Origin of the sequence: Pseudomonas sp. MB-090624, from assembly GCF_003205245.1 — a bacterium.
GTDB lineage: Bacteria > Pseudomonadota > Gammaproteobacteria > Pseudomonadales > Pseudomonadaceae > Aquipseudomonas > Aquipseudomonas juntendi.
On the sequence record NZ_QJRK01000063.1, the window covers coordinates 18,308 to 33,441 of the forward strand.

The 15,134-nt window shown below is 65.5% G+C and carries 17 protein-coding genes; 7 read left to right on the top strand and 10 right to left on the bottom strand.

Annotation, left to right across the window (positions count from 1 at the left end; genetic code table 11):
* Window positions 1–63 precede the first annotated feature (63 nt).
* The 6 genes from DMX12_RS26315 to DMX12_RS26340 are packed head-to-tail and all read right to left on the bottom strand — an operon-like array spanning window position 64 to window position 5,408.
* Window positions 64–1,509: an MFS transporter gene (locus DMX12_RS26315; RefSeq protein ID WP_256599171.1), complete on the bottom strand. Its 1,446-nt coding sequence runs from the start codon at window positions 1,507–1,509 to the stop codon at window positions 64–66.
* A 60-nt stretch (window positions 1,510–1,569) separates the two neighbouring features.
* The gene (gene aroE, locus DMX12_RS26320) at window positions 1,570–2,388 is read right to left on the bottom strand and encodes a shikimate dehydrogenase (protein WP_110679860.1); all 819 of its coding nucleotides are present in this window, start codon (window positions 2,386–2,388) and stop codon (window positions 1,570–1,572) included.
* Window positions 2,385–3,617: a CaiB/BaiF CoA-transferase family protein gene (locus DMX12_RS26325; RefSeq protein ID WP_110679861.1), complete on the bottom strand. Its 1,233-nt coding sequence runs from the start codon at window positions 3,615–3,617 to the stop codon at window positions 2,385–2,387. Before DMX12_RS26325 ends, aroE begins: the two co-directional genes overlap by 4 nt.
* The gene (locus DMX12_RS26330) at window positions 3,614–4,069 is read right to left on the bottom strand and encodes a MaoC family dehydratase (RefSeq protein WP_029886074.1); all 456 of its coding nucleotides are present in this window, start codon (window positions 4,067–4,069) and stop codon (window positions 3,614–3,616) included. The genes DMX12_RS26325 and DMX12_RS26330 overlap by 4 nt, the downstream gene beginning before the upstream one ends.
* Window positions 4,066–4,464: a VOC family protein gene (locus DMX12_RS26335; protein WP_110679862.1), complete on the bottom strand. Its 399-nt coding sequence runs from the start codon at window positions 4,462–4,464 to the stop codon at window positions 4,066–4,068. The genes DMX12_RS26330 and DMX12_RS26335 overlap by 4 nt, the downstream gene beginning before the upstream one ends.
* Window positions 4,461–5,408: a ketopantoate reductase family protein gene (locus DMX12_RS26340; RefSeq protein ID WP_110679863.1), complete on the bottom strand. Its 948-nt coding sequence runs from the start codon at window positions 5,406–5,408 to the stop codon at window positions 4,461–4,463. Before DMX12_RS26340 ends, DMX12_RS26335 begins: the two co-directional genes overlap by 4 nt.
* A gap of 92 nt (window positions 5,409–5,500) precedes the next feature.
* Here DMX12_RS26340 and DMX12_RS26345 point away from each other — a divergent pair, with 92 nt between their 5' ends.
* From DMX12_RS26345 to DMX12_RS26355, 3 genes are all read left to right on the top strand, one after another.
* A complete protein-coding gene (locus DMX12_RS26345; RefSeq protein WP_110679864.1) occupies window positions 5,501–6,448 on the top strand; it encodes a LysR family transcriptional regulator in 948 nt (315 codons plus the stop codon).
* Between the two features lie 74 nt (window positions 6,449–6,522).
* On the top strand, window positions 6,523–7,113 hold the full coding sequence (locus tag DMX12_RS26350) for a biliverdin-producing heme oxygenase (RefSeq protein WP_110679865.1): 591 nt from the start codon (window positions 6,523–6,525) through the stop codon (window positions 7,111–7,113).
* A 197-nt stretch (window positions 7,114–7,310) separates the two neighbouring features.
* The gene (locus tag DMX12_RS26355) at window positions 7,311–7,661 is read left to right on the top strand and encodes a hypothetical protein (protein ID WP_110679866.1); all 351 of its coding nucleotides are present in this window, start codon (window positions 7,311–7,313) and stop codon (window positions 7,659–7,661) included.
* A gap of 25 nt (window positions 7,662–7,686) precedes the next feature.
* Here DMX12_RS26355 and DMX12_RS26360 read toward each other — a convergent pair whose 3' ends face one another.
* Window positions 7,687–7,842: a DUF2986 domain-containing protein gene (locus DMX12_RS26360; RefSeq protein ID WP_110679867.1), complete on the bottom strand. Its 156-nt coding sequence runs from the start codon at window positions 7,840–7,842 to the stop codon at window positions 7,687–7,689.
* Between the two features lie 191 nt (window positions 7,843–8,033).
* Here DMX12_RS26360 and DMX12_RS26365 point away from each other — a divergent pair, with 191 nt between their 5' ends.
* Window positions 8,034–9,785, top strand: coding sequence for a phosphoethanolamine transferase CptA (locus tag DMX12_RS26365; RefSeq protein WP_110679868.1), 1,752 nt, complete (start codon window positions 8,034–8,036; stop codon window positions 9,783–9,785).
* A 30-nt stretch (window positions 9,786–9,815) separates the two neighbouring features.
* Here DMX12_RS26365 and DMX12_RS26370 read toward each other — a convergent pair whose 3' ends face one another.
* Together DMX12_RS26370 and DMX12_RS26375 are read right to left on the bottom strand one after the other, a co-directional pair.
* Window positions 9,816–10,541: a hypothetical protein gene (locus DMX12_RS26370; protein WP_009685124.1), complete on the bottom strand. Its 726-nt coding sequence runs from the start codon at window positions 10,539–10,541 to the stop codon at window positions 9,816–9,818.
* A 79-nt stretch (window positions 10,542–10,620) separates the two neighbouring features.
* Window positions 10,621–10,923 (bottom strand): DUF3077 domain-containing protein, encoded by a 303-nt coding sequence (locus DMX12_RS26375; protein ID WP_009685125.1) that lies wholly within the window; start codon window positions 10,921–10,923, stop codon window positions 10,621–10,623.
* A 191-nt stretch (window positions 10,924–11,114) separates the two neighbouring features.
* On the opposite strand from DMX12_RS26375, the gene DMX12_RS26380 reads away from it, so the two are divergent.
* On the top strand, window positions 11,115–11,738 hold the full coding sequence (locus DMX12_RS26380; RefSeq protein WP_029886082.1) for a glutathione S-transferase family protein: 624 nt from the start codon (window positions 11,115–11,117) through the stop codon (window positions 11,736–11,738).
* Between the two features lie 15 nt (window positions 11,739–11,753).
* Here the strand turns inward: DMX12_RS26380 and DMX12_RS26385 are convergent, their stop codons facing one another.
* Window positions 11,754–12,932: an MFS transporter gene (locus DMX12_RS26385; RefSeq protein WP_029886083.1), complete on the bottom strand. Its 1,179-nt coding sequence runs from the start codon at window positions 12,930–12,932 to the stop codon at window positions 11,754–11,756.
* A 96-nt stretch (window positions 12,933–13,028) separates the two neighbouring features.
* Between DMX12_RS26385 and DMX12_RS26390 the strand changes: the two genes are divergently transcribed.
* Both DMX12_RS26390 and DMX12_RS26395 read left to right on the top strand, forming a co-directional pair.
* Entirely contained in the window at window positions 13,029–13,937 is a 909-nt protein-coding gene (locus tag DMX12_RS26390; RefSeq protein ID WP_054913335.1) for a LysR family transcriptional regulator, read from the top strand.
* Between the two features lie 58 nt (window positions 13,938–13,995).
* Entirely contained in the window at window positions 13,996–14,973 is a 978-nt protein-coding gene (locus DMX12_RS26395; RefSeq protein WP_054905655.1) for a D-2-hydroxyacid dehydrogenase family protein, read from the top strand.
* Window positions 14,974–15,134 lie beyond the last annotated feature (161 nt).

A 15,134-nucleotide genomic window follows, 5' to 3' on the forward strand; every position in this document is an offset into this window, starting at 1 on the left:
CGTTTGCGCTGCACCCGCATGCTGTGGGCTCGCCGGCGATGGGCTGCAACGCAGCCCGTTGCCTCAGTTGCGCAACACCTGGTCGCCGGCATTGGCCGGCAAACGCAGGGCGTCCAGCAGGGCCACACCGGCAATCAGTGCAAGGCCAAGCAACGCCCAGTGGAAGTCGGCAACGGTCAACCCGCTCTCGCCGCCACGCAGTTGCATGGCCACGCGCAACAGCAGCGCCACCACCGCCACCCCCAAGGCCATGGCCAGCTGGAAGCACATGCTGAACAGCGTCGATGCCTCGGCCATCTGCTGCTGCGGCACATCGGCAAACCCCACCGCGTTGTAGGTGGTGAACTGCATCGACCGTGACAGCCCGCCCATGAACAGCACCAGCGCCATCCAGTACCACGCCATGCCCTGCTGCAGCCCCAGGCAGGCCAGGATGCAGGCCACGCCGACCAGGCCGTTGCCCAGCAACACGCGGCGAAAACCAAAGCGCCGCAACAACCCGCTGGTGAAGGGCTTCATCGCCAGGTTGCCGGCAAAGATCGCCAGCACCAAGAGGCCGGCGTCCAACGGTGGCAGGCCGAAGCCAACCTGCAACAGCAAAGGGATCAGAAACGGTAACGCGCTGATCGACAGGCGGAACAGGGTGCCGCCCACGATGCTGACCCTGAAGGTACGGATGGCCAGGGTGTGCAGGGGCAACAGGGGGGCCGGGTGGCGCCGACCGTGACGGATGGCCAATCCGGTCAGCACAGCCCCAAGCACTACCAGTGCCAGCCCTGCCCCCAGGCTGTTGCCGGCCAGTGACCCGAGCAGCTCCAGGCCCACCAGCCAGGCCGCACAGGCCGAGCCCAACCAGACGAAGCCCAGCGTGTCGAAGCGGCGCGGCGCCTGGCAGCGGGTGTCGGGTATCAACAGCCAGGCGGCGGCAAGGGCCAGCAAACCGAGGGGAATGTTCAGGTAGAAGATCCACGGCCACGACCCGTGCGTGACGATCAGGCCACCGAGCGGCGGGCCCAGTACCGGTGCCACCAGGCCCGGCCAGGTGATGACCGCGAGCTGCTTCACCAGGTCTTTTTTCTCGGTGGTGCGCAACACCACCAACCGCCCCACCGGAACCATCAGGGCGCCGCCGATGCCCTGCAACACCCGTGCAGCCACGAAGGCTTCCAGGCTGGCGGCCAGCCCACACAGCAACGAAGCGGCAGTGAACAAGGCGATAGCCCCGGCGAACACCTGGCGCGGGCCAAAGCGCTCGGCGAGCCAGCCACTGAGCGGGATGAACACCGCCACGGCCAGCAGGTAGGCACTGATACCGATGTTCAGGCTGACCGCGCTCTGGCCGAAGTCGCTGGCCATTTGCGGCAGCGCGGTGGCAATGACGGTGGCGTCCAGGTTCTCCATGAAGAACGTGATGGCCACCAGCAAGGCAATGCAGGTGGTCTGGCGCGAGCGCTGGGCGGCTGCCGGGTGGGCCAGGGTGCCAGGGCGTTGCGTTGGCTGCCCGGTCATGGGCAACCGAGCCGCCGTTCGTGGGCGCGGAGCTGCACGGGCACGTTGGCAACCATAGGCCTACTCCAGCGGGATGGTCAGGCGATCGATCACGGCACCGGTTTCGGGGCGCACCCCGCGCCACCAGGCAAACGCCTCTGCCGCCTGCTCGACCAACATGCCCACACCATCGGCCAGGCGCGCCACACCTTGTTCACGGGCCAGGCGCAGGAATGGCGTAAGGCCTTTGCCATAAGCCAGTTCGTACGCCAGCCGGGTATTGGCCAAGGCCTCGGCAGGCAGCGGTGGCAACTCACCGACCAGGCTGGCAGAGGTGGCGTTGACCACGATATCGAAAGCCTGCCCCGGCAGTTCTTCGTACCGGCTGATACGCAGCCGCGGGTGATTCAGCTCATTGCGCAGCGCCACGGCCTTGGCCATGTCGCGGTTGACGATCACCAGCTCGGCAGGGCCGGCCTGCAGGAACGGCAGCAGCGCCCCACGCACCGCGCCACCCGCCCCCAGTACCAGCACACGACGCGCATGCAGCGGCTCCCCGAGGTTGACCTCGATATCGCGCAGCAGGCCAATACCATCGAAATTCTCTGCCACGATGCCGCCGTTCTCGAACTTCAGGGCGTTGGCTGCGCGGGCCAGTTGCGCCCGTTCGCTGCAGCGCTCGGCCAGTTCGAAGGCGCGCAGCTTGAACGGTGCCGTGATGTTCATGCCCTGCCCGCCCTCACCGCGGAACGCCAGCACCTGGGCCTCGAAGCCCTCCAGCGACCCCTCGATTGCGCCATATTCCAGCTGCTGGCCACAGGCTTGGGCGAACAGCCCGTGGATCAGCGGAGACTTGGTGTGGTTGATCGGTCGGCCGATCACTGCATAGCGGTCGCTCATCGTGCCTCTCCATGGGTGAACAGCACCCCGTCTGCCTGCATGGCGGTGATTTCTTCGGCGCTGAAGCCAAGCCCGGCGGCGACTTCGGCGTTGTGCTGGCCCAGGTCCGGGGCCACCTGGTGGATGGTGGTGTCGCAGTCGGAAAAACGGAACGGCAGGTTGGGCAGGCGCAGTGTGCCATAGCGCGGGTGATGCTGTTCGACGACCATGTTGCGCGCCTGAATCTGCGGGTCGGCCAGCACCTCGTCGATACGCTGTACCTTGGCGCTGGGCACGTCGATGGCATCGAGCAAGGCCAGGATAGCCGCCACTGGCCGCGCGCCCACCCAATCGCGCACCACCGCCAGAATTGCCTCGCGGTGGGCATTGCGGCCATTCACGCTGTGGTAGCGGCTGTCGCTGGCAAAACCTGCCGGGCCACCATTGGCTTCAAGCATGCCGGCAAAGCGCCGCCATGCGTCATCGACCTGGGCAGCGATCACCAGGTCGCCGTCGGCGGCACGGAACACCCCATACAACGTCGAGGTGGGCATGTCATAGCCGGTCTGCTCGGGCAGTACGGTGCCGTTGGACAGCGTGAAGCACTGCACCGCGTACTCATGCATCGACACCAGCGTGTCGTACAAGGCCATGTCGATGTGCTGGCCACGGCCACTGCTGACGCGCCCCAGCAAGGCGGCATTGATGGCTGCCACGGCGTGGATGCCGGTGTACATGTCGCCCAGCGAAATGCGCAGCAACGGCGGTGCTTCGCCCGGCACGCCAACCATCTGCATGATCCCGCTCTTGGCCTCGGCGATCAGCCCGAAGCCGGCACGGTGTGCGTCCGGCCCCGTGTGGCCATAGGCCGAAATCGAGCAGTACACCAATCGCGGGTTGCGCGCCGCCAGCTCGGCATAGCCCAACCCCAGCTTGTCCAGCGCGCCCGGCCGGTAGTTTTCGATGAACACGTCGGCCGAATCGGTCAGGCGCTGCATGAAGGCCTTGCCCCGTGGGTCCTTCATGTTGACGCTGACGCCCTGCTTGCCCATGTTCAGTTGCAGGAAGTAACCGCTTTGCTGGTCATCCAGGGTGAACGCGTGCTGGCGACCGGCGTCGCCGCTGCCTGGCCGTTCAACCTTGATCACCTCGGCGCCCAGCGCCGCCAGGCAACGCCCTACATAAGGCCCGGCAAGAAAATGGCTGTAGTCGATGACGCGGATACCCGCCAATGGCAATGCCTGGCTCATGCTGCCCCCTTGCACGGCACCATCAGCCGGTGCTCGCCGCGTTGCACGACCTGGCCGTGCTGGTTGATCAGCTCCGACGGCAGGACCACGATGCCCCAACCCGGGCGGCTTTTACTCAGGCGCATCGCGCCAACGCGCATGCGCACATGCAGCACATCGTCGACCTTGATCGGCAACACGAAGTCCCAGGTCCAGCCCAGTGACATGCCCGGCACGAAGCGGTAATCGCATTGGGTCTTCAAGCCATCGGCGATCGACAGGCCGAACAGGCCATGGGCAACCAGGCAGCCAAAGTGGCTGGCATTGGCATACGCCTCATCGACATGCACCGGGGTATGGTCACCGGTCAGGTCGGCATAGGCCAGGATGCGTTCGCGGGTGACGGTGTAGCTCGGGCTGATGCATTCATCGCCCTCGCGGGCGTCGTCCCAGTACTTTTCAGTCACGCTCATGGCTGCACCTGCGCACGTGGGTTGATAGCCAGCGCCTGGGCCACCGCCGCCTTGGGCAATGCCTGGATGAACTCCACCGCCAGGCCGTCGGGCAAGCGCAGCCAGTTGCGGCCCTGCGGCATTGCACTGACGCCGAAACGCTGTGCTGCCGCCAGCACCGCCTCCAGGTCTTCGCACATGATCCCCAGGTGCGCCATGCGCCCTTCAGGCCCTGCAAAGTCGGGCTGGTGGATGAACTGCAGGCCGCCGAGGGTCCAGTACTGGGTCGGCTGCTCGGGGTCACCCTGCGACTCGCGCAGGGTCATGCCGCACACCTCGCTGAAAAAGCGGATATGCCAGTTGATGTCACGCACCCAGAAGGCGACGTGTTCGAGGTAGGCTTTCGGCTGGCTCATGGGTTGTCCTTGTTCTGCTGGTCGGCCATCGCGCGTTCGATGCCTTTGATACACGCCACCAGGGTGGCGTTGACGGGGGTGGCGACGCCGTGGCGCTGGCCCCAGCGCACGACGGAACCGTTGATGAAGTCAATTTCAGTGATCGAGCCTTTTTCCAGGCTCTGCAGCATCGAGGTGCGAAAGCTCGCCGGCAGGCCTTCGGCGGCCAACTGCCAGGCTGCCTCGGGGCTGGTCAGGCTCAGGCGGATACCGGCGCGCTCGGCCACCGCGATCGCTTCGGCAACGGCCGCCTTGGCGGTGCTCGCCAGCAGCGGCTCGCTGTACAGCTGGCCATAACTGAGCCTGGTGATGGCGCTGAGCGCACCGGTGGCGACGTTGACCAGCAGCTTGTCCCACATGGTGCCGAGGATGTTGTCGCTGACCGTGGTGGCCAGGCCGGCACCGTTGAATACCTCGGCGATAGCCTGCACGCGGGCGCTGCGCTGGCCGTCCAGTTCACCGATGTAGGTCTGCTTGCCGGCCACCCCGGCGCGGATCGCCCCCGGCGCCAGCAGCACGCCGCCGACATAGGTCTTGCCAGCCAGTACCCGCTCGCGCCCGGCCGCCTGCGCCAGGATATCCTCGTGCCCCAAGCCGTTCTGCAGCGACAGCAGCAGCGTTTGCGGGCCCAGAAGCGCCTTGGCCCCGGCGATCGCCTCGGCGGTGTGGAACGACTTCACCATGACCACCACCAGGTCGGCCCCCCCCACCTCATCGGCGCACGTCGCCGCATGCACGCGGACCTGGCGCTGGCCGCGCTCATCCTGCACCTGCAGGCCGTGCTGGTTGATGGCCTCGACATGCGCACGGCCTCGGTTGAGCAGCCAGGTTTCATGCCCGGCTTCGCTCAAGGCCGCGCCGATGGCGCAGCCCAGGGCGCCGGCACCCAGAATGCAGATTTTCAAATCGCAGACCTCCGTGGTTTGCGATCACCTTATGCAGCCACGCTTATTAGCGCTATACAATGCAGCAAATAGCCCCATTGAGATTTGCAATAATGACCACTGCCCCGGTACTGCCCGAACCCAAGCTGCTGCAACTGTTCGATGTGCTCTACCACTGCCGCAGCGTTACCCGCGCCGCTGAACAGCTGGGGCAGAGCCAGCCGACCATCAGCATCTGGCTGGGCCGCCTGCGCGAACAACTGAACGACCCGCTGTTCGTGCGCACCCCTGGGGGCATGGCGCCCACCCCACGCGCCGACCAGTTGATCGGGCCGTGCCGCGAAGTCCTCGAATCACTGCGCCGGCTGGCGGCCTGGGAACCGCAGTTCCAACCCGCTACCGCACAACGGCGCTTTCGCCTGTGTGTGAGCGACGCCAGCCACATCACCTTGCTGCCCAGCATCCTCAACCACGTGCGCAGCCACGCGCCCGGCATTCGCCTGGAGGCGGTACGCATCGATGGCAACAGCGAAAGCGCGCTGGAGTCGGGTGAAGCTGACCTGGCGATCGGCTTCGTACCGTGGCTGGGCGGTGGCATGTACCAGCAAGTGCTGTTCGACCAGGACTGGGTGTGCCTGAGCGCGCGCGGGCACCCGCGCCTGGCCGGCGGCCTGAGCATGGCCTGCTACCACGCAGAAGGCCATGTGCAGATCAGCGCCGGCACCGGCCAGAAGCTGCTGGAAACGGCACTGGCGCGGGCCGGCATCGAGCGCCGCATCGTGCTGGAGCTACCGGCGTTCCTGGGCCTGGGCATGATCCTCGGGAGCACCGACCTGATCGCCACCCTGCCCCGCCATATCGGCCAGACGTTGGCCGACATGCATGATTTGCAGGTGCACGACTGCCCGTTCGCGGTCGAGGGTTTCACGGTCAAGCAGCACTGGCACGCCCGCTACCACCAGGACGGGGGTAACCGCTGGTTGCGCGCAGTGGTCCATGGGCTGTTTGCCCGCGACGGCTCAGCCGGCTCGCGCAAGGGCTCCAGCCGGGTAGGCGCCTGACACCGCGCAACGCTTGCTGCTGGCCGGGGTGGCAAGCATGATGGGCGCATTACGTTCATGCCACGGATATGCCGATGACCGCAGCACCCCCCTCTGTTTCGCAGCCAGGCCGCTGCCAACGCTTGAAAGCGGCCAGCAGCCGCGACCATGACAGCGTCGATCAGCTGGTCATGGCGGCACGGCCTTTTGAGAGCCGCGAGCGCTACGGCCGGTTCCTGCAGGTGCAGCATGGTTTTCATGGCAGCCTGCTGGCGTTGTATCAGGACCCGCAGCTCAACCGGCAACTACCGGGGCTGTCGGCCTTGTCACGGTTTGCCGCGGTGCAGGCCGACCTGCTGGACCTGGGCCTGCCCGCGCCACCGCCACCACCTGCGGTGTGCGCCAGCCCGGCGCAGGCGTTGGGCTGGCTATATTGCAGCGAGGGGTCGAACCTGGGGGCTGCGTTTCTGTTCAAGTACACCCAACGCCTGGGCCTGGGTGAAGACCAGGGCGCCAGCCACCTGGCCCCGCACCCTGATGGCCGTGCGCTGCATTGGCGTGAGTTCGTGGCCCGTGTGGACGCCCTGGCGCTGGATGAACAGCAAGAGGCCGAGGCGATAAACGGCGCAATCGCTGCGTTCGAGCATTACCGCAGCCACCTGCGCGCAGTGTTTGCCGAACGCTGATCCGGTTTGGGCCGCGCGGGTTGCTTGCCGCATAATTGTACAAGTTATTGCTGCAGCGAACTTTTTCCTGGTTACTGGTCTATGAGAGTGGCACAGAACGGGCACGGCAGGCGAAGCAGCTTGCCTCACCGCTGGCCTGATAGCTCAATTGTGATCAGAGGTGGGCTTTGCTCATGAAAATACAAGTCGCCAGGTGGATGCTGTTCGGTCTGTTCTCGCTTGCAGCAGCGGGCACGGCTTCGGCCCTGCCACTGAAACCGGCCGAGGTCGCGGCCCCGGCCGTTCAGCCAGCGTTGCCTGCGGCCAGCAACCCTTGGTCGAGGGTGGCCAGTGCGGCCGCTGTTCAGCCGGCGACCCTGCTGGCCCATGATGACCACCGCTGGCACGACCACAGGGGCGACTGGCGCCGCGAGCAGTGGCGCCGCGAGCAGGCCCGGCGCGACTGGGAGCGGCGACGTGACTGGGAACGCCGCCGGGATTGGGAGCGCCGCCATGAGCGGGCGATGCACCAACGCCACTATGACGAGCACCGGCACTACCGCCGCTGAAGCCGACCCACCGGCTGCTCGCGCTTCAGTCAGCCTGGGGTGGGACAGCCCCCACCTCTTCTGTTTCCAGCTTCAAACGGTCAGCCTTGCAGATGTACCTGGGCTTGCGCGGCGCGAGTTTGGCGCTGGCTTTCTTCTGGTGCGCCTGCAACAGCTGCTTGATCTTCTTACGACGGTTCATGGTCCACACGGCCTTTGAGTACGGTTTAGCGGCCGCCATCATACCCGTGCAAGCAACCCGCTGCGCAGCGGGCTACGACCAAGGCCCGATGGCTGCTCGCCTTGACGTTATTTTCACAGCCCACAGATTAGCGTCACGCCCTTTCCGGCCACGCACACAGTTGCGGGCTACCAAGGTACGACGAGGCACACGTGTCACACACCACTTCCCCTTCCCGCGTGGACTGGGCCGGCCTGGGCTGGCTCTTGCTGTTCTTCTGGTATTTCTCTGGCGTCACCCAGGCATTGCTGCTGTTCAGTGGCACTACCGGTTTCTCGGGTTTCCGTGATGCGTTCTTCCTCAGCAGCCTGTGGCTGGCCCCGGTGGTGCTGCTGCCCCGCCTTACCCGCGCCACTGCGGCGCTCATCGGCCTGCTGCTGTGGGCTGCTTCGCTGGTTGGCCTGAGCTATTTCGGCATTTATCGCCAGGAGTTTTCGCAGAGCGTCATCTTCGTGATGTTCGAGTCCAACACCGCCGAGGCCGGTGAGTACTTCAGCCAGTACTTCAGTGCCTGGCTGGGCCTGGCGTTGCTGCTGTACACCGTGGGGGCAGTATTGCTGTGGCGCCGCGTGCGCCCGGTCTACCTGCCGCTGCGCAGCCGCCTGCCAGTGGTGGTGCTGTTGCTGGCAGCCAACCTGGTGCTGCCGTTCTACAAGCAAATGGTCACCCAGGAGCGCAATTTTGCCGATGCGCTGGAAAAGGTACAGCAGCGCATGGAACCTGCAGTGCCTTGGCAATTGCTGGTCGGCTACCGCCAGTACCGCCAGCAACTGGACAACATGCAGGCGCTGCTGGCGCAGAATGCTGCCCTGCCGCCCCTGCAGAACCTGCGTGACCACAGCGGTTCGGCACCGCGCACGCTGGTTCTGGTGCTGGGTGAATCGACCACCCGCGAGCACATGCACCTGTATGGCTACAACCGTGACACCACCCCCAACCTCGACGCGCTGGCTGCCAACGACAAAGGGCTGACCGTATTCCGCGATGTGGTGTCGCCCCGCCCCTACACCATCGAAGTGATGCAGCAGATTCTGACCTTCGGCGATGAGCAGGCCCCGGACCGGTTCCTCACCGACCCATCGCTGATCAACCTGATGAAACAGGCAGGCTACAAGACCTTCTGGATCACCAACCAGCAAACCATGACCAAGCGCAACACCATGCTCACCACCTTCTCGCAGCAGACGGACGTGCCGGTGTACCTGAACAACCAGCGCAACCAGAATGCCAGCCAGTACGATGACGTGGTGCTCGCGCCGTTCGAGAAGGCCCTGCAAGACCCGGCCCCCAACAAGTTCATCATCGTGCACCTGCTGGGCACCCACATGGACTACCGCTACCGCTACCCGGACACCTATGCCCACTTCACCGACAAGCAGGGCGCACCGAGTGCACTGACCGATGACCAGGTGCAAACCTACAATTTCTACGACAACGCAGTGCGCTACAACGACTTCGTGGTTTCGAGCCTGATCAAGCGCTACGCTGCCGGCAGCCCGAATGGCTTCCTGGTCTACCTGTCCGACCATGGTGAGGACGTATACAGTTCTGGTAACCACGACCGCCTGGGGCGCAACGAAAGCGCGCCGACCCGGCCGATGTACACCATTCCGTTCCTGGTGTGGACCTCACCCAGCTGGCAGGCCCAGCACCCGCGGGACCTGCAGGCGATGGCCAAGCGCCCGTACAGCAGCTCGCACCTGATCCATACGCTGTCGGACCTTGCCGGTTTGAGCTACGACGGCTTCGAGCCGGCCAAGAGCCTGGTGAGCGCGCAGTTCCTGGCCGCGCCGCGCTGGATCGGCGACCCCTACCGCAAAGACGGCTTGCACCCGTTCGATCAGTTGCCTGGGGGCAAGGCAGCGGGCGAGCAGCAGACGGCCAGCCGCGAGGTTCAACAGTAAGGCAGGCGCCTGGGCTCTGCGGCGCAGCGCCTAACGCTGCGCTGCGCTGCGCGCCAGCAGCGCGTAACCCAGGCCCAGCACGCCCAGCGCCAGTACCACCAGCAGCCCCATGAGCTCGCGGCTGTAGCGGGCCACGGTTGCCGGGAAGCCGATCACTTCGTGATACACCTGCACATTGGCTGCGCCGTCGGCATGGGTAATGCTGACGCCGCCCTGGCGGATCTGGGAATAATCGGCGTCGAAATACACCCACACCTTGCACCGGCTACCCGGCTCGATGACAGGGATGTCCACTTGCGCGGTAGCCTGCTCCAGCAGTGTGTCGTTGCCAGCAGCATCGCGCACCTGCACCAGGCCTTTGCCTGGCAGGCGCACTTTGACCTGGCGCACCGGCGCATCGCCACTGTTGTGCAGCTCGATGAGCAAGCCGGTACGATGGTCCACCAACCCCGCTTCGAACGGTTTGGCGAACAGCTGGGCGTACGGCAACTGAGCCAGTTCGACCAGGCGCTCGACCTGATCGTGGCTCAACTGCCCCTGGCTGATGCTGTTGATACGCCCCTGCAACTGCTCATACTTGAGCTGGTCGCTGGCTTTGCTGATGCGCTCGCTGAACTGGCCAGGATAGGTGAGGTAGGCATACGTCAGTGACGCTTCCAGCCGCGGGTTGCCCCTGAACAACGCGTAGGCGGCCGACAGGACCATCAGGCCAACCAGCACCGCGACCAGGAGCTTCCCCACCTTGTCCCAACTCAATGCGAACCTCCTTTTGAGGTGATGCAGACGATTCAAACCGCCCAAGGGTGCCAAGTTCATGGCCCCCAGGCAACCCTGTCTACTCGATGCCCTCCTTCTCGCGCGCCTGGCGCATCTGCAGCAGCTGGCCATCGACCAGTGCCTTGGCCATGCCCGCCAGGTAGAACGTGGCCTTGATCATCACCTTGCGGTCACTTGGCCGGTCGATGGCCTTGCGCGTGATTTCAGTAATGCAGCCCATGATCGCCGAGGCTTCCGTTAGCGCGGTTCGTATCGGCAACTGCGGCCGCATGTGCACCAGTTCGGCATCGGGGTGGCCGAAACGGCTGGCCGCCGCCACCACATTGAGCGTGTTGTTGTCTTCGGGGGTGTCGTTTTCCATGTTCATTCCTCGGGGGGGTGAGCGTGCCGAGACTAGGCGGCGGCCTGGGCCACCACAATGACCTGGGCCTGGAACGGCTCATTTTCGGAAATGCCCTACAAAGTTACCGTGCAGAACCCCCTTGCACCCTGCCCCTTGACCGAGACCGGGCAGTGGCGGACGATCAACCACCCCCATTCAGGACGAACATCATGCTACGGATATTGGGCAGAGCTTCTTCCATCAACGTGCGAAAAGTCCTGTGGGCCTGTGCCGAATTCGAGGTCGCTTTCGAACGCGAAGACTGGGGTACGGGCTTCAAGGCCACCGACACCGCGCAATTCCTGGCATTGAACCCCAACGCCATGGTTCCGGTGATCCAGGATGGCGACTTCACCCTGTGGGAGTCCAACAGCATCATCCGCTACCTGGCCAACCGCTATGGCGCCACCGCGTTCTACCCCGGCGAAGCACAGGCACGGGCCAGGATCGACCAGTGGATAGATTGGCAGGCGTCAGACTTGAACCGCGCCTGGAGCTACGCCTTCATGTCGCTGGTCAGGCATTCGCCCGCCCACCAGGACCCTGTGGCGCTGGCGGCGAGTTGCGCGGACTGGGCGCGTTACATGCACATCCTCGACCGGCAACTGGCCGCTACCGGCGCCTACGTGGCCGGTGCCCAGTTCACCCTGGCCGATATTCCTATCGGCCTGTCGGTCAACCGCTGGTTCGAAACGCCGTTCGAGCACCCGCACCTACCGGCTGTGCGCGATTACTACGAGCGCCTGAGCGAGCGCCCGGCTTACCACCTGCATGGCCGTAACGGCACCCCGTAAAGCCCCCCGGCGCGGTCAGCCTGGCACATTGCACTGTGCCATGGCCGCCGCCCGGCCACGCCAGGCAAACAGCAGCACCAGCACCAGGCCCAGCGCCGCCATCGCCGCCCCTGCCAGGGCAATCGCCGCGTAGCCCAACCCCACGTTGATCACCGCGCCGCCCAGCGCCGCGCCGATCGCATTCCCCAGGTTGAATGCACCGATGTTCACCGCCGAGGCCAGGTTGGGGGCATCCTTGGCAGCTTCCATCACGCGCATCTGCAGCGGTGGCACCAAGGCGAAGCTGGCCGCGCCCCAGACCAGGATCGCCAGTGCCGTGGGCAGTGGCCAGTCCAGTACCAGCGGGAACACCAGCAGCACGGCAATCAGCACCGCCAACGACAGGATCAAGGTGCGCTCGACCGAGCGGTCCGCCGCCTTGCCGCCCCACACGTTGCCCAAGGTCAGGCCGACACCGAACAGCACCAGCATGGCGGTGACGAACGTGGTGGACGCGCCAGCTTCGTTCTGCAGGATCGGCGCAATGTAAGTGAACACCGTGAACATGGCGCTGGAGCCCACCACGGTCAGCAACAACGCCGCCAGCACCGGCCCCCGCACGAGCACGCGGATTTCGGCCATGGCCCCGTCGCCTTTGGGCGAGGGTACGTTCGGCAGTGCATACCACAGCGTGGTCATCGCGATCAGGCCAAGCCCGGCGATGCCCCAGAACGCCGTGCGCCAGCCCAGCATTTCACCAAACCAGGTGGCCAGCGGCACCCCGCCGATGGTGGCCAGTGTCAGGCCCATGAACATCGCTGCCACCGCCCCGGCGCGCTTCTCGGGCGGTACCACGCTGGCGGCGACGATCGAGCCGATGCCAAAGAACGCGCCGTGGTTCAGTGACGTGACCACGCGGGCAACCAGCAGACTGGCGTAGTCACTGGCCAGTGCCGACATCAGGTTGCCCAGGGTAAAGATCGCCATCAGGCCGATCAACAGGTAACGCCGCGGGATCCTTACCGTGGCCAGGGTCATCAGCGGTGCGCCGATCAGCACACCGAGGGCATAGGCACTGACCAACAGCCCGGCAGCAGGTATGGAAACGCCAAGGTCAGTGGCGATACTGGGCAACATGCCCATGGGGGCAAACTCGGTGACACCGATGCCGAAGGCACCGATGGCAAGTGCGACCAGAGGTGGATTGATACGCATGGCAAAAACTCCTTAGCTATGCGGCAAATGCTACGATCTGCTTCCCTGGCGCACTAGACAGCCTTTTTGCCAATCACCTTTGCTTGCGAGGCACAAATGGACTTCAGCGGTAGATCCGGTGAAATGGCGGTTTTCGCCAAGGTGGCGGACGCGGGCAGCCTGTCTGCCGCCGCCCGCGCCTTGAACCTGACCCCTTCGGCAGTCAGCCGCATTCTCGCCCGCACCGAGCAGCGCCTGGGCACCCGCCTGCTGCTGCGCACCACCCGGGCCCTGACCTTGACCCCCGAGGGCGAGGCATACCTGCGCGGCGCGCGGCGGGTGCTGGCCGACCTGCAGGAAGTCGAGGATGCGATCGCCGACCAGGGCGTGCCGCGCGGGCGCTTGCGCATCAGCGCCGCGCAAGGGCATGCCCGCTTGACCGTGGTGCCGCTGCTGGCGGCGTTCAGCGCGCGTTACCCGCAGGTACTGGTCGACCTGACCATCAGCGACGAGGTGGCCGACATTCACGCCGGCCAGGCCGACGTTGCACTGCGCTTTGGCCACCTGCCCGACAGCTCGCTCAGCGCCCGCCCAATTGGCGAAACCGGCCAGGTGGTCGTGGCCTCGCCCGAGTACCTGGCGCGCTGCGGTACGCCGCTGGTGCCTGAAGACTTGGCCGGCCACAACTGCCTGCACTTCAACTTTCGCCGGGCCGTAGCAGACTGGCCGTTCCGCCGCGACGGCGAGGTCTTTGCGTTGAAGGTGCGGGGCAACATCGAATGCAGCAGCGGCGAAGCACTGGCACAGCTGGCCAGGCTGGGGGCAGGCGTGGCTCGCATCGGCACCTTCACGGTGGCCGATGACCTGGCCAGCGGGCGCCTGCTTCCGCTGCTGGAAGCCTACAACCCTGACGACCGCGAGCCGATCCATGCCGTGTTCGTGGGCGGGCCGTCGATGCCGGCGCGGGTGCGGGTGTTCGTGGATTTTCTGGTGGAGCAGCTATCACCCCCCTTTGTAGGCACTTGAACGCAGGTCAGGTTGGGGTATCGTGGGTCCCCCATAGTACTGCCAGGGCTCGACCACCATGCGCATTGTCATCCCCGACGACTATCAGGACGTGATCCGTACCCTCGACTGCTTCAGTCGCCTGCACGGGCACGATGTCCACGTACTGCATGCCCCCCAGCCAGCGACGCTCGAGCAATTGGCGGCACGCTTTGCCGACGCTGACGCGCTGGTACTGACCCGCGAACGCACCCGCATTGACGCCGCCCTGCTCGATCGCCTGCCAAGCCTCAAGCTGATCAGCCAGACCGGCAAGGTCTCCAGCCACCTCGACCTGGCCGCCTGTACCGCCCGGGGCATCGTGGTGACCGAGGGCCGGGGCTCGCCAGTCGCCCCAGCGGAGCTGGCCTGGGCGCTGATACTCAATGCCCGCCGCCAACTGGTGCCAGCCATCGATGCCTTCCGCCAAGGCCACTGGCAAGTCAACCTGGGGCAGGCCCTGGCTGGCCAGGTGCTGGGTATCTGGGGCTACGGCAAGATCGGCCAACGCCTGGCCCGCTATGCGCAGGCGTTCGACATGCCGGTGCTGGTGTGGGGCAGCGACAGCAGCCGGGCCGCCGCCGCGGCGGATGGCCACCGGGCCGCGGCGTCACGCGAGGCGTTTTTTGCCGAAGCGGATGTTGTCAGCCTGAACCTGCGCCTGTCCGAGCAAACCCGGCACCGGGTGACGTTGGACGACCTGACACGCATGAAGGAGGACGCCCTGCTGGTGAACGTGAGCCGCGCGGAACTGATTGCCCCAGGGGCGTTGCTGCAAGCGCTGGATACAGGCCGGCCAGGTTACGCGGCGGTGGATGTGTACGAGCAGGAACCGGTGCTCGACCCCGGCCACCCCTTGCTGCGCCACCCGCGTGTGCTGGCCACGCCCCACCTTGGGTATGTGGAAAAGACCGGCTACGAGCTGTATTTCGGTGATGCCTTTGACAATGTGCTGGCGTTTTTCGGGGGGGCACCGCAGAACGTGGCCAACCCGCAGGTGCTGGCAGCAGGGAACTGAGTGTTTGCCGGCGGATATGCAGCGCCTGTGAGACCGAGCGCCGCCCGCGCGGCGCATCGCGAGCTGCGCTCGCTCCTACGTTTGTTTCGGGCCAGTAACGCCTGTGACAGGCGCGCGCGGCCGCCTTGTTTGTACGGCGCGATATTGAGGCATGCACCAAG

Bases quoted from the DNA above. Each gene is read 5' to 3' on its own strand.
- DMX12_RS26315 (WP_256599171.1), bottom strand. From the start codon at position 1,509: ATGACCGGGCAGCCAACGCAACGCCCTGGCACCCTGGCCCACCCGGCA.
- aroE (WP_110679860.1), bottom strand. From the start codon at position 2,388: ATGAGCGACCGCTATGCAGTGATCGGCCGACCGATCAACCACACCAAG.
- DMX12_RS26325 (WP_110679861.1), bottom strand. From the start codon at position 3,617: ATGAGCCAGGCATTGCCATTGGCGGGTATCCGCGTCATCGACTACAGC.
- DMX12_RS26330 (WP_029886074.1), bottom strand. From the start codon at position 4,069: ATGAGCGTGACTGAAAAGTACTGGGACGACGCCCGCGAGGGCGATGAA.
- DMX12_RS26335 (WP_110679862.1), bottom strand. From the start codon at position 4,464: ATGAGCCAGCCGAAAGCCTACCTCGAACACGTCGCCTTCTGGGTGCGT.
- DMX12_RS26345 (WP_110679864.1), top strand. From the start codon at position 5,501: ATGACCACTGCCCCGGTACTGCCCGAACCCAAGCTGCTGCAACTGTTC.
- DMX12_RS26350 (WP_110679865.1), top strand. From the start codon at position 6,523: ATGACCGCAGCACCCCCCTCTGTTTCGCAGCCAGGCCGCTGCCAACGC.
- DMX12_RS26355 (WP_110679866.1), top strand. From the start codon at position 7,311: ATGCTGTTCGGTCTGTTCTCGCTTGCAGCAGCGGGCACGGCTTCGGCC.
- DMX12_RS26360 (WP_110679867.1), bottom strand. From the start codon at position 7,842: ATGAACCGTCGTAAGAAGATCAAGCAGCTGTTGCAGGCGCACCAGAAG.
- DMX12_RS26375 (WP_009685125.1), bottom strand. From the start codon at position 10,923: ATGGAAAACGACACCCCCGAAGACAACAACACGCTCAATGTGGTGGCG.
- DMX12_RS26380 (WP_029886082.1), top strand. From the start codon at position 11,115: ATGCTACGGATATTGGGCAGAGCTTCTTCCATCAACGTGCGAAAAGTC.
- DMX12_RS26385 (WP_029886083.1), bottom strand. From the start codon at position 12,932: ATGCGTATCAATCCACCTCTGGTCGCACTTGCCATCGGTGCCTTCGGC.
- DMX12_RS26390 (WP_054913335.1), top strand. From the start codon at position 13,029: ATGGACTTCAGCGGTAGATCCGGTGAAATGGCGGTTTTCGCCAAGGTG.
- DMX12_RS26395 (WP_054905655.1), top strand. From the start codon at position 13,996: ATGCGCATTGTCATCCCCGACGACTATCAGGACGTGATCCGTACCCTC.